General features: G+C 47.9%; 10 protein-coding genes. 4 read left to right on the forward strand and 6 right to left on the reverse strand.

The genetic code is table 11. From position 1 onward, the window contains the following. Positions 1-232: 232 nt before the first annotated feature. The 5 genes from MKZ16_RS09820 to MKZ16_RS09840 all read right to left on the reverse strand — a co-directional run bounded on the left by MKZ16_RS09820 (position 233) and on the right by MKZ16_RS09840 (position 7130). Positions 233-850 (reverse strand): hypothetical protein, encoded by a 618-nt coding sequence (locus MKZ16_RS09820; protein ID WP_076296036.1) that lies wholly within the window; start codon positions 848-850, stop codon positions 233-235. 163 nt (positions 851-1013) lie between these two features. Continuing rightward, entirely contained in the window at positions 1014-2546 is a 1533-nt protein-coding gene (locus tag MKZ16_RS09825) for a DUF3502 domain-containing protein (protein ID WP_076104091.1), read from the reverse strand. Positions 2547-2687: 141 nt separating this feature from the next. Next, complete coding sequence (locus MKZ16_RS09830) at positions 2688-3572, reverse strand: carbohydrate ABC transporter permease (protein ID WP_036684008.1); 885 nt, start codon at positions 3570-3572, stop codon at positions 2688-2690. Positions 3573-3584: 12 nt separating this feature from the next. Further along, positions 3585-4565 (reverse strand): ABC transporter permease subunit, encoded by a 981-nt coding sequence (locus MKZ16_RS09835; RefSeq protein ID WP_051491306.1) that lies wholly within the window; start codon positions 4563-4565, stop codon positions 3585-3587. A gap of 321 nt (positions 4566-4886) precedes the next feature. After that, on the reverse strand, positions 4887-7130 hold the full coding sequence (locus MKZ16_RS09840) for a helix-turn-helix domain-containing protein (protein WP_076104090.1): 2244 nt from the start codon (positions 7128-7130) through the stop codon (positions 4887-4889). Between the two features lie 202 nt (positions 7131-7332). Between MKZ16_RS09840 and MKZ16_RS09845 the strand changes: the two genes are divergently transcribed. Beyond that, the gene (locus MKZ16_RS09845; protein ID WP_076104089.1) at positions 7333-8898 is read left to right on the forward strand and encodes a glycoside hydrolase family 43 protein; all 1566 of its coding nucleotides are present in this window, start codon (positions 7333-7335) and stop codon (positions 8896-8898) included. 19 nt (positions 8899-8917) lie between these two features. Then, positions 8918-10372 (forward strand): glycoside hydrolase family 28 protein, encoded by a 1455-nt coding sequence (locus MKZ16_RS09850; protein ID WP_038569644.1) that lies wholly within the window; start codon positions 8918-8920, stop codon positions 10370-10372. Between the two features lie 6 nt (positions 10373-10378). Here the strand turns inward: MKZ16_RS09850 and MKZ16_RS09855 are convergent, their stop codons facing one another. Further along, on the reverse strand, positions 10379-11260 hold the full coding sequence (locus tag MKZ16_RS09855; protein ID WP_076104088.1) for an AraC family transcriptional regulator: 882 nt from the start codon (positions 11258-11260) through the stop codon (positions 10379-10381). 73 nt (positions 11261-11333) lie between these two features. Between MKZ16_RS09855 and MKZ16_RS09860 the strand changes: the two genes are divergently transcribed. Together MKZ16_RS09860 and MKZ16_RS09865 are read left to right on the forward strand one after the other, a co-directional pair. Beyond that, a complete protein-coding gene (locus tag MKZ16_RS09860) occupies positions 11334-12224 on the forward strand; it encodes a pectinesterase family protein (protein WP_076104087.1) in 891 nt (296 codons plus the stop codon). 17 nt (positions 12225-12241) lie between these two features. Next, on the forward strand, positions 12242-13264 hold the full coding sequence (locus MKZ16_RS09865) for an alpha/beta hydrolase family protein (RefSeq protein WP_038569648.1): 1023 nt from the start codon (positions 12242-12244) through the stop codon (positions 13262-13264). The last annotated feature ends 6 nt before the right edge of the window (positions 13265-13270 follow it).

Consider the following 13270-nt stretch of genomic DNA (forward strand, 5'->3'; position numbering starts at 1 on the left):
ATCCCTCCACGTTATTATTATAAATAACATAATAGCGCTATAGGCGTTTATTGGTCTAATATATAATAGAAATAATATTTATAGTATTAACCTATAACGGGCAACACTCGATCATTAATTACAATAAAAGTATTCCTCCAATATTCCCTTAGTTGTTACCGGTTAGTTTAATAGAAAAGAAGAGCTACCTTATAGGAAGCTCCCCCACTATCGTTTTCCGTTAGTGTAGTCTCTAAAATACAAATTCTTTCTCGTTGTTTTCCCCATCAAGATATCTAACCCTACAGTAATCTTTCCAATTATCCCAATTTGTTATACTGTCAACTTCCACGCGAAATAATTCATTATATGGCATATTCATCGGATTAGAAAAATCATAAAAAACAAGTTCATAAGGACATGCCCAATAGCATCCATCAATCACTATTAATTTTTTTTGTTGAAAATATATTATTTCCCCCCAGCAAAATCCATGACCTTTATATGCCTCTTCAGGAACATAATGTTTGGTTTGTTTATTTGATAAATTAACAATTGAATACCCTTGATAATCTAACCCACCTAAAAGATATTCTATGCCATTTATCTCTAACCAACTGAATAGAAATGTGCCGAAGTTTCTATATATTATGTCGATGGTTTTATGCTCACTATCCGTAATAATTCCTTTTGTATAATTATATCTAATAATACCTACTACATGGTTATAGTGATGGATTTCAAGTTTAAACTTCCCTGATGGTGAATAAAAAATTTCAGTTTTCTCAGGATTGTAAAATTCATCTTGAAAATAGTACATCATCGTAGCTCTTTCACTGAGAAACTGAGTATCATTAACAATATTCCTCAAAGTTTTTCACCCCGCCTTAGTATTACAAATTGTACCATAATATCGGACATGCTATTACGCTTTTCTGCCTGTTAGCTACGTCGTTCGGTGACGCCAAAGAAGCGTGTCTCCATTAAGGAGCACGCTTCTTTGTTGACCGGTATGATAATTGCCGCGGCGGTGCTTACTGCTGCTTAGCGTACCATTCGGAAAATTGTTTTTGGTATTCAGCGATATATTTGTCTATTCCCGCTGCTTTTAGTCTGTCCAGCGCTTTGGGGAAGGCGGTGTCATAATCGCTGAAGCCACTGCCAATCGGAGCGAGGTATTCAGTGAATACGCCGTTCAGCTTCGTTTCTTCATTCTTGACGGGTGTATTGTCAAAGTTGAAGCCGGCACCTTTGGAAATGATAGCTCCATCGTCCCAAGCTTTATATTCTGCAATAAACTCATCCGGTACCGTGTTATCGAAACGCATGAAGTTTTTGTTCATCAGCAGCCAGTCAGGGATCAGCGAATCAGTGGTTATTTTAGTCAAACGCCCGTTTTCATCCAGCGTATAGTCTGTTCCTTCTATCCCGTAGGCGAACAAGTCGTACAGCTCCTGGTTTTTTTGCAGCAGATTGAAGAACATAATATAACGTTCAGGGTCTTTAGCTGCGGTGGAGACAAAAAAGGCGGTGCTGTAAGTGCCGCGGCTGATTTTTGGACGGCCGCTGCCGAGGAAATAGTTGACCAGTTTGGCATCAGGCACTGCTTGTGAGATGGTTGCCGCACCTTCGAATGGGCGTGCCGCTGTGCCGGCCCAGAACATCGCTTTACCGGAGTTCCAGTCAGATTGCAGCTGCGGAACATTGGTGGCGGCATATTTCGGAATGATTCCTTTTTCATACCAGCCGTGCATAAGGTTCGCATAACTCTTGAACTCTTCGGTTTCAAACCAGCTAATAATTTGATCATCCTTCACAGACTCATCCAGGGCAATAAAATCATTTTGCCAATAGAGGTTTTTGTCCGTGTAATCATATTGTAGGAGTCTGCGCGCATCGGTGTTGGCGTACCCGATCAGTTCGGGATGAATGGCATGGACCTTATCATAGAACTGCTCTAGTTCCCCCAGCGAAGTAACCTGCGTCATGCCGGCTTCTTCAAGCAAATCCTGTCTGACTAGTGCACTGTAGAATTCCGCAGAATTCGGTTTGTTGCCGACGGGGATCGCATACTGCTTGCCTTCCAGCTGAAAGGCTTTGAAGGAGGCCTCGTCCACATTTTTACTCAAATCAGCTGCTGCATCGGCATACGGAGTGAGGTCGGCATAAAGCCCCTTTGCCACAGATTTTACCATGTAATTGGCATCTGTATAAGTTGCGAAGTCTTCTCCTGTAGACAGCATTAAGTCAGTTTTGCCGCCGCCATATTCGGTCCAAGGAAGAAACTGAAATTCAACCTCAGCATTGATTTCTTTCTTAATAGTGTCGTAGAACGATGTCTTCGCTAGTTCCTTCATCCGGTTGGACTCATCCCCGTACAGCACAATTTTCAATTTGGCAGGAGTCAAGGCGCTGCCGTCATTACTACCGCTATCCGTAGAGGAAGAGGTACCTTCATTTCCAGTCCCGGAACTAGGGGGAGCGCTTTCATTGTTGCCCTGAGCACAGCCACTTACCAAGAACACCGCAGCTAGGAGCAAACTTAACCAACCTTTTTTCTTTTTCATGATGAACCCTCCTGAAATAGAATCATAATGTTTGAGGCATCTATTGCAAAGGTCGAGCTCCCTTAAGTCCCATTGTACATCAAGAAGTAGGGGAGCATAAACCCGGTGCAACCGAACATAATTTGGTATCTTTGCTGGAAATTAGCCTTTGACTGAACCTACGATAATGCCTTTGACAAAAAAGCGCTGGAGAAAAGGATATAATATGGCGATTGGCAAAACGGTCAGACAGGTCATTGCCATTTTGGCTGTCTCCAGTGGCGGTGCGATGATAGCTCCACCAATTTGAGCAGCGTTGCCGGAAGCCAGGAACTGAATGTTCGCCATCATGTTGTACATCAAATATTGAATCGTATAGAGATCCTGATCGGATACCAGCATTAGTGGCAAATAGAAGTCATTCCAGAATTGCAGTGCGTAAAAGAGCGAGATGGTGACCAGTCCGACGCGGCCCAGCGGAATCATAATGCTGAAGAAGATACGCAGATGTCCGGCACCATCGATTTGCGCAGATTCCACAATTTCATGCGGGATGCTGCGGAAATAGTTAGCCATGAGAAACATCAGAAAGACGCTTAGCACATAAGGGATGAACAGGCCGATGAGCGTATCGCCCAAATGATAATATTTGGTGCTAAGCAGATACCATGGCAGCGTTCCTCCGCTGAACAGCATTGTAAAATAGGCGAAAAAGGCGAAGAAATTTTTGAGCCGGAAGCCTTTAACGGATATGACATAAGCATAAGCGGTGGTCACCAATACGGCCGACACGGTACCCAGCACCGTAACGATCACCGACATGGAATACGCCCGCAGAATCTGCTGCGCCTTGGAGCCAAACAGGAATTCATAGGTTTCAAAGGTGAAGCCTCTGGGCCAGAACGAATATCCTTCCGCGGCGATTCTGGATTCGGTAGATAATGAGCCGGATACTGCCAGAATAAACGGCGCTAGACAGATTACTGAAAATACGGCAATACAGATGTAAAAGAAAATGAGCAGGCCTTTGTTTTCGGTAGTTTGCATCTTATCAGTCTCCTAAAATAGTTTGCTGTCTTTGTCATACCAGCCGGCTAATTTGTTGGCCACCAGCACCAGAATGAAACCAAAGACGGATTGATAGAGCGTAATGGCTGAAGCAAAGCCGAATTCACCGGAACGGATGGCTGTGCGGTATACATACACATCGATAATGTCGGTAGTCGGCAGAAGCAACGGATTCAGGAACGTTACCCCCATAATCATACTGAGATCGCCTTTCAGCATGCCCCCGATGCCCAGCAGCGTCATCAGAATGATCGACGGAATCAGCATTGGCACCGTAATTTTGGTGATAATCTGCCATCTGGAGGCACCATCGATTCTTGCAGCTTCATAATAGGAAGTGTCGATGCCTTGCAGCACCGCATAATAGATGATGGCGCCGTAACCAGCGCTTTTCCAGATATTCGCTAGCACGAGAATGATTACGAACAGCCAAGGGCTGGAATACCAGTCAACCTGAGAGAAGCCGAATGTCTGGAGCAACTGGTTCATAATGCCTTTGTCGTAATCCAGCAGGGAGAACAGAATGGCTCCGATAATAATCCAGGAAATAAAATACGGGAAAAACATGACGCTCTGCGTGATTTTGATAAACCATTTGCTGCGCAGCTCATTTAGAATAATGGCGATGGCCACTGAAAAAAACGTGCCGGTTAGCATATACAGCGCATTTAACATCACCGTGTTGCGTGTAGCCCTAAGAGAATCTTCCATACTAGAGAAGAAAAACTCGAAATTAGAGAAGCCGGCCCACGGGCTGCCGAAGATTCCGTCGTTGAAGTTGTAATTTTTAAAGACGAGAATCAGACCACTCATCGGCAGATAAGCAAAAAGAATTAGAATGACGATTCCCGGAAGAGCGAGCAAATAAAGCGAGCTGTCCTTCCTTAGGGATTTACGGAAGCTCTTGGCTTTGGCCGTCCTGATTCCCGGACTTGGCATTCCTTGTGTCTCCGATGTAGCCTCTTGCATCATTAACAGTCCACTCCTTTATACTAGCGTTGTCATTTCCGTCCCTTGTTTTAGGAGAACGCTTTACATGAAAATCATAAATCCACCCGGAATGTAAACGCTATCATAATAAACGGAAAAAAGTTAAAAAAAGCGGAAAAGGACGGCTTAAAAAAACGAAAAAAACAGAACTTTTTTGTTTTTTAGGTGCTAAAAAGCCTGATTTAAAGGGAAATCTCATAGTATATGCGACGCGAGGGATTATTCATAGAAAGTCAAAAAGGGAATGTCTCCGGCTATGAAAATGCTGCCGGGACATCCCCTTTGTTCCTTACTTTTAGCGGGTCAATCAGGAAGATTCTGTTTTTGCAGAATATGATTCATTCTCCATTTGGAAGGTGTAACCCCATAACGCTTTTTGAACTGGGTTGTAAAATAGGTGCTGCTGTTGTAGCCCACTTTCTCGGCAATTTCCCGGATATCCAAGCCAAGCTCTGTGACTAATAACATCTGCGCCTGCTCCAGACGCAGCAGGTTAACGAAATCGGGAAAGCTGCAGTTTACTTCGTCGGCAATAAGTCTACTGAGATAAGCGGGACTTAGCGATAGCTTGTCGGCAAGGGCATTAAGGGAGAGCCTGGAGTCATCATAATGATCTCTGATATAACAAATGGCTTCACCAGCAATGCTCTTGGTCTGTACAGCACTCATGCTGGCAATGCGCTCGTGGGCGGTATAACAGCTGTCTACAATCCAATTCCATAGCTTGTCATAGCTTTGGATCTGCCAGATATGCTGGTAATTATCTAGAAAGCCGGAATGCTGGACGTCTGCATTAAGCTCAGCCGTGCGACTGAGCTCAAAGACCAGTCTCGATAAAGCGATGGTGGCAGGCTCGACGCGGTAACTGCAGGCTACTGCCAGCAATCTCTCCACTGCCTGCGGAATATGGTTCGAGAGTTCCGTCTGCTTAACGGCTTGCAGTACCGGTTCAAGGGCACTGTCGGGCATTGGGCTGCTGTTCAGATGGATCGTATCATCGGCAAAGATGATGTTCTGCTGCACATGAAATTTAATATATTGCAGACAGTCTGCAGCCTCATTGTATTTAGTCCTTAGTAGGTTTAAATCATCCGTCAGCCCGCTGATTCCGAAGACGCAGCAGGCTCCGGAAAGCTGTAGCTGAGCGGCGATTACTTCCCATTTGCCGCGGTACAAAGTGTAATCGCCGAAGCTGCCGCTGTGAAGCTCGCTCAGAATCAGTACAGCAGTGCCCTGATGCGGGCGGAAGGATTGAATGGCTGCAAGTTCACAGAAGGCATGTTCAATCTGCTGTATGTTTTCCTCAAAGGTATGCCGGAAGTCGGAGTCTTGAGGTTGTTCGGGCTCCAGAGCGGCCAGCACGCATACACAATATGCTCCCCCAGCAGCGGCTATACTCATCAGGGGTGTCCTGCTGTTCTCCGGTGTTCTCTGCGGGGAAAGCAGCCACCGCATCAAGGCGCTATCATCGCTTTCTTTTTTTAGCTGCTCCAGCTTAACGCCAATCTGTTCGAGCTCCTGGCTTACGGTATCGAAATCGCCACCGGTTTTCAGCGCTTCTTCATTGCCAGATAGATGAGCGATATTGCCGAACAGCCGGCCGATTGGCTTATACATCCGCCGCGAGATCAGGTTGGCGGTTATAGATGCGGCGGCAATCAAGGCCAAGCATAGGCCAGTCATCAGATTGCGGGCATTGGAGATATCACGGATGCTATCCTTGTAGGAAGTCTCCGACACAAACCACAGCTTGTCCGCTGCAGAATATACATAAGTAATCAGCAGCGGCTCTTCACCTCCCCTATAGACAAAAGAGCCTCTCTCAGAGGTGGAGGACACCACCTGCTTTAACATGCCCTCTTCCAGAGGGATGTCAGATAATGCACTATGCATAAGCACAGATGCTTTTCCGTCAAGCACAGCGTAACGGGTGGCTTCGCCTTCTTTTTGCGTAAACAGATTATTCTGCAGCTTTCCCAAATTGACGGTCAGTGCTACCGCACCATTATATTCGCTATCCGCAAAAGCCCGGTCATTATAGAACACGGTGAGCAGGGTAATGGGGGTACCGTTATTCAAGGTTGCCTCCCACAGAAAAGGTGACTCAACAATGATGTTATCCCGCATTCGCGAGAACAGCTCCAGCTTCGATTCAGGGCTTAGCGGAAGGTTTTCGAACATGGCAACAGGCTCATCCACTCCCATGATGTAGGCATTCTCCATATATTGGTTCACAACCAATGCTCCGCGGATTTGGCTTAGGGCACTGTACAACTGGTCGCTCCAGCTGGTATCGCCATTCATCATGAGCGCGTTGATGTTTGGATTCCTATAGAAGTCCATAGCGTAGTTCTGGACGATCTCTTCATAGTTTGTAAAAACGGTTTCAGTATTCACCAGTACATTTTGGTTCGCCTTGTTGACATTATCTATCGTAATATTCCGGTACCAATAAAAGATCACTACAGCCAGTACTAGAATACAGCAAACTGAAATCGCGGTTAGGCTCATAAAAAAGCGGGAGTACAATTTCTTTCTTTTTCCCAAGCTGCTCACCCCTTCAGGTAAATCCTATTACACCCATTCTAGAGGGAAAGGCTATTCGCTGACAAGGAGTGAAATATGGGCAATATAGCATGAAAGTATAAAAATGAAGAAATAGAACATAGAAAATACAAGAAAGTTAAACTTATACGAACTATAATTGGTGGTGCTTACATTTGAATTGTTTTGAGGAGGATTACTTTTAATGAGAACATTCCGCAATCCAGTGCTGCCGGGATTTTATCCTGACCCTTCCGCTATCCGTGTTGGTGAAGATTATTATCTTGTGACTTCAAGCTTTGAATTTTTCCCAGGCGTTCCTATCTTCCACAGCAAGGATCTGGTCAATTGGCGCCAGCTTGGCCATGTACTGGACCGCCCGTCCCAGCTCAATCTGGATCACTCGATTCCCTCCATGGGCATTTGGGCACCGACGCTCCGCTATCATGAGGGAGTTTTCTATATGATTACTACTTTTATTGACAATGACAAGAACCAGCATAATTTCTATGTAACAACAACCGATCCGACCGGAGACTGGTCTGACCCTGTATGGCTGGAGGATGCACCCGGTATTGACTCCTCTTTGTTCTTCGATGAAGACGGCAAGGTGTATTATACCGGCAACCGTGTTCCGCCGGAAGGGCAGGATTATCCGAAGCATATGGATATCTGGCTGCAGGAGATTGATCTCAGCCAAGGGAAGCTAATCGGTCCGAAGCATAGTATTTGGCAAGGCGCACTCAAGGTAGCTCATGCGCAAGAGGGACCGCATATTTATAAGATCGGCGCTTGGTATTACGTGCTGATTGCCGAGGGCGGAACCGGGCATACTCATGCGATTACGATTGCCAGAAGCAAGAGTGTGACAGGTCCTTATGAGGGCCATAAAGCCAATCCGATTCTGACGCATCGCCATCTTGGCAGAGCGTATCCTATTGTTAATGTGGGTCATGGAGAGCTAGTGGAGACTCAGCATGGTGACTGGTGGATGTTCTGCTTGGCTTCACGAACCAGCGGTGGTTATTACCGCAATCTGGGACGTGAAACCTTCCTGACACCGGTAATCTGGGAGAACGAATGGCCTGTGGTCAATCCCGGCAAAGGGGTGCTGGAATTTGAGACGGAGGCTCCGGATTTGCCGGAGACAAAATGGCCGGAATTGCCTGCGCGCGATGAGTTTATAGGTTATGAGCTGGCACCGATCTGGAATTTCCTGCGGACACCGCGGGGTGAATTCTGGAGTCTCACCGACAAGCCTGGAGTTCTGCGGCTTCGCCTGAAGCCAGAACGGCTCTCGGAGATTGCCAATCCATCTTATATCGGTAGACGCCAGCAGCATTTGAGCTTCAGGGCGGCGACTGATATGACGTTTAGTCCCGCTGCAGAAGGGGAAGTGGCTGGTCTTGTTCTCCTCCAAAATGCGGATCACCACTTCCGTTATGAACTGGGGCTGGAGGCAGGCGAACGTGTATTACAGCTGATTCATCGGATGGGGGGCAGCGAGCAGCTGCTGGCGTCAGTGCCATATCCACAGGATCAGGTACAGCTTAAGGTGGAAGCCAGAGGACAAGAGTACAGCTTCTATTACAGACCTTCTGAAGCCGCCAAGTGGACAGCCTTCTGCGAACGGACGGATGGCAGAGTGCTCAGCACCGATCTGGCCGGAGGGTTCACAGGAGCATACATCGGGATGTACACAAGCTCTCAAGGTGCAAAGAGCGAAAGCTATGCTGATTTTGACTGGTTTAGCTATGAAGGACTTGAGTAATAGGAGGAGGTGAAATTCAATGAGCAGCAATCTTGTAACCAATACGTATCCGATTCCCGAGCTTCCCCAGATTCCCGAGCGGACTTTTACAATCACGGATTATGGGGCGGAAGAGGGTGGATTAACGCTATGTACCTCTGCTATTCAGGCTGCACTGGACGCCTGCGCTGCAGCGGGAGGCGGAAAGGTTGTTATTCCCGCTGGTATCTGGCGCACAGGACCTCTTACTTTGCATAGTCGAATTAATCTGTATGTAGACAAGGGAGCATTGGTGCAGTTTGATCCTGATCATACCTTGTATCCGCTACTTTCTTCCCATTATGAGGGGAATGCCGGCTGGCGCTGTCAGGCTCCGCTCGATGGAGAAGGCTTAAGCGATGTGGCAATAACCGGTGAGGGAATATTCGACGGCAGCGGTGAAGGCTGGCGTCCAGTGAAGCGGTTTAAGATGACCGAGAAGCAATGGGAGCGTTTGATCGAATCTGGAGGAGTACTTGATCCCCAGGGCGAAGTATGGTGGCCTTCCCGGGAAGCCATGGAAGGTGAGGACTTCTGCCGGAAGCTGTGGGACAAGGGAGAAACTAGTATGGAGGCTTATCTGCCTGCTCGTACGTATCTGCGTCCGACGTTACTTAGCCTGCGCAACTGCCGGCGGGTGCTGCTGGAAGGGCCGACCTTCCAGAATTCACCTGCTTGGTGTCTTCATCCCATTGGTTGCGAACAGATTACCGTACGAAATGTTCAGGTACGTAATCCTTGGTATTCGCAGAACGGGGATGGCCTTGATTTGGAATCCTGCACGCATGCTCTAGTTGAGCACAGCAGCTTTGATGTGGGTGATGACGCCATCTGTCTCAAGTCAGGCAAGGATGAGGAAGGCCGTAAGTGGGGAATGCCCTGCCAGTATATTACCATCCGGAATTGCACGGTATATCACGGACATGGAGGCGTTGTGATCGGCAGCGAGATGTCCGGAGGTGTACATGCAGTTCGAGTTAGTGACTGCCTGTTCATCGGCACGGACATCGGCCTGCGGTTCAAAAGCACCCGGGGAAGAGGCGGTGTGGTGGAGGATATTGTAATGGAGAATATCAACATGACCGGCATCATCCACGAGGCTGTATCCTTTCATATGTTCTATGCAGGGGTTGAAGGATCGGAAGGGTATGACGAGCAGTTATTTTCGGTTACAGAGGAAACTCCGCAATTTCGGAAGATTACCCTGAAGAACATTGTGTGCCATGGTGCGGCAACCGCTCTACTGGTTAACGGGCTGCCGGAGATGCCGCTTGCTGATCTAACCATTGAAAAATTCCACGCAGTGAGTGACCGGGGAATTGTGCTGCGGCATGCTACGGGGCTTAAGCTGGATCGTATCCGGTTGCAGACTTCGGAAATGCCGAAGATAACAGCGCATAGATGCAGCCACGTCACGCTCACTAATTCCGAAGATTTGACGATCACAGAGAGATAAAAAATTCTATGGATGATGGAAATCCGTCTTGAACTTCCGTGGGTGTGACCTTGCTTCTTTTCGGTATTGGAGCGGGGTCAGACCGGTTGATTTTTTGAATGTTTTATTGAAATGGGAAAGATGTTCAAATCCGACAGCGGAGGCGATCTCCTGGATTTTGCCTGTAGATCCGACAAGCAGGCGTTCGGCTTCCCTTACGCGGACATGAACGATGTATTCCCGAAAGTGAAAACCCGTCAATCGGTGAAATACCCGGCTCAAGTATGAAGGACTAATGTAAAAATTACTTGCAGTCTCTTCCAGAGTAAGGGCCTCACGGTAGTGATCGCGGATATAGGTGGCTACATCAGTTACTAGATGATGGAGCGGATGTTTCGTCCCTCCAGCTTGTGAGATACTCTCTGAACGCTGAAGGAGAATCATCAGCTCGGAGAATAAAGCGATTACGCTGGTTTCGTAATACGGCCGCTGCAACCGGCATTCTTCCAGCATCCGGTTCATTAGGATTTCCGCTTCGTCCTGCTCGCGCAGGGTCAGCTTGAACAAGCGGTACCCGCGGTCATGAAACCAGATGGCTTCACTCTGCAGGGAAGGCGGTAGAAGAGCAGGATCATAGTTGATCAGAATCCGCTCGAATTCGGCTACTTCCGAGCTTGCTGTGGAATGAAGCTCCCGGCCGGAGATAAGAATAAGCTCACCCTTATGAACCGTAATGACTCGGTCGTCCACAAAGTATACCCGCTCCCCTTGTATCAGATAGTACAGCTCGGCTAAGTCATGGCTGTGGGGACGTGGCATAGCAGTGATGCCTTTACGTTTCATATGTTGGATGCTGTAGCGGTCTTCTTCAATATGATATTTGTGATTGGGGCTAGTCAGGCTAGTCATAATTCTCCTCTTCTCTTACGAAGCGTTACGGTTATTATAGAATAAACTCAGGTTGATAGGAAAGGAGCCGCAGATGTTAATTACAGTCTCTAAGAGTGTCGACGAAGGATTCAGTAGTCTACAGGCAGCGTTGGATTCAATTCCACAGGAACACAAGGAAGAAGTGACGATTCGTATCAAACCCGGCATTTACGAGGAAAAAATTACAGTGAAACAGGGAACGCCTCCGGTTCTGCTATTGGGGGAAGACACGAATTCCACCATCATTACCTGGTCAGACAACGCCCATACTTTAGGTCCGGACGGAGAGCCGCTTGGCACGTTCAAATCCGGCACCTTGAATGTATTCGCTGAGCATTTCACGGCTGAAAATCTGACCATTCGAAATGCATCAGGTCCCGGCACTGGCCAGGCGGTGGCTGCTTTTGTTGATGCTGGTCATGCTGTATTCCGGCGTGTACGCCTGCTGGGTGATCAGGATACTTTGTATACAGGGCAAGGGAAGCAATATTATAACGAATGTTACATTGAAGGCGATGTGGATTATATTTTTGGCGCGGCTACGGCTTTGTTTGAACGTTGCTGGCTGCATAACAAGCGTTCCAGAGGATATATTACAGCCGCATCAACGCCTGAAGACGCATCGTTTGGTTATGTATTCCTCGATTGTGAAATTACTGGCGGTCAAGGTGTAAGTGAAGTGTATCTTGGCAGACCTTGGCGCCCTTATGCACATGTTGCTTTTATCCGCACGGTCATGGACAGTTCGATTATCGGCGAAGGCTGGCATAATTGGGGGCAGCCGGACAGGGAGGAAACTAGCCGCTATGAAGAATATGGCAGCAGTGGACCGGGAGCTAATCCCGAAGCCAGAGCTGCATGGTCGCGGCAGCTGATTCCACAGGAAGCTGCGGAGTATAGGGTGCTGTCCGTGCTTGATGGCTGGCATCCTGAAGGATATTAAGGGAAGGAGCACTTCGGATGGAGCCTCTGGAACAATACATGAAAGAACTATCTGGTTCAGCTCAACGCAACTCGGCTTTCAGCAAAGATATACCCTTTCAGCAATGGCGCGATGAGCTTACCGCAGCATTTACGGAGCGATTAGGTGGCTTTCCAGAAATAGCTGAGGAGCTGCAACCGGTTCTGCTGGAACGTACAGTCTGCTCCGGGTATACCCGTGAACGTATAGAGATAACTACCTATGAAGGGTTGCGCATGCCGCTGTATCTTTTGATCCCGGATCAGCCGTTCTCTACCCCTGCCCCTGCCGTTCTTGCCATTCATGGACATGGCTATGGAAGCCGGGAGATCGTAGGCTTGAATCCGGACGGATCGGATCGGCAGGGAGATCCCGGGCTGCACAAGGACTTCGCTGTTTCACTGGTAAAACAGGGTTTTGTAGTGGCAGCTCCGGAGCTGTTCGGCTTTGGCGACAGACGACTGGAAGAAGACCTAACAAGCGGGGAGCCTGGACGTAATTCCTGCTTCCGCCTGTCATCAGCATTGTTGATGGTTGGGAAGACGATGGCCGGCTACCGTATCTACGAAACCATGCGGGCACTGGATTATTTGCAGACAAGAAAAGAGGTTGAGAGCGAACGGATTGGAATTATGGGTATTTCCGGTGGAGGACTGGTAGCTGGCTTCACAGCTGCACTTGACGAACGAATCGCTTGTGCGGTCGTAAGCGGGTATGCCAATACTTTCGTGGACAGTATTCTGACACGCAATCATTGCCTTGACAATTATATTCCAGGGATTTTGCTGGAAGCGGAGATGCCTGATCTACTGGGCCTCATTGCCCCACGTGGCCTGTTCCTCGAATCGGGAGATGCCGATCATCTGTTTGGCCCGCGCGGAACAAAATTTGCTTTAACCCAGTTGCAGACGATTTACAGGTCGGCGAATCATATCGGACAGGTAGAGGCGGACTTCTTCACCGGAGGTCATGAGATTCATGGTGAACCAGCCTTTGCCTGGCTGCGCAAGCAGCTCACCTGAGCATAA

It is taken from the genome of Paenibacillus sp. FSL R5-0928 (assembly GCF_037970385.1).
GTDB classification, from domain to species: domain Bacteria; phylum Bacillota; class Bacilli; order Paenibacillales; family Paenibacillaceae; genus Paenibacillus_AQ; species Paenibacillus_AQ odorifer.

What these genes read in the sequence shown, in the direction of transcription:
- MKZ16_RS09865 (WP_038569648.1), top strand. Translation starts at nt 12,242, where the DNA reads ATGGAGCCTCTGGAACAATACATGAAAGAACTATCTGGTTCAGCTCAA.
- MKZ16_RS09855 (WP_076104088.1), bottom strand. Translation starts at nt 11,260, where the DNA reads ATGACTAGCCTGACTAGCCCCAATCACAAATATCATATTGAAGAAGAC.
- MKZ16_RS09830 (WP_036684008.1), bottom strand. Translation starts at nt 3,572, where the DNA reads ATGCAAACTACCGAAAACAAAGGCCTGCTCATTTTCTTTTACATCTGT.
- MKZ16_RS09860 (WP_076104087.1), top strand. Translation starts at nt 11,334, where the DNA reads ATGTTAATTACAGTCTCTAAGAGTGTCGACGAAGGATTCAGTAGTCTA.
- MKZ16_RS09835 (WP_051491306.1), bottom strand. Translation starts at nt 4,565, where the DNA reads ATGATGCAAGAGGCTACATCGGAGACACAAGGAATGCCAAGTCCGGGA.
- MKZ16_RS09850 (WP_038569644.1), top strand. Translation starts at nt 8,918, where the DNA reads ATGAGCAGCAATCTTGTAACCAATACGTATCCGATTCCCGAGCTTCCC.
- MKZ16_RS09845 (WP_076104089.1), top strand. Translation starts at nt 7,333, where the DNA reads ATGAGAACATTCCGCAATCCAGTGCTGCCGGGATTTTATCCTGACCCT.
- MKZ16_RS09825 (WP_076104091.1), bottom strand. Translation starts at nt 2,546, where the DNA reads ATGAAAAAGAAAAAAGGTTGGTTAAGTTTGCTCCTAGCTGCGGTGTTC.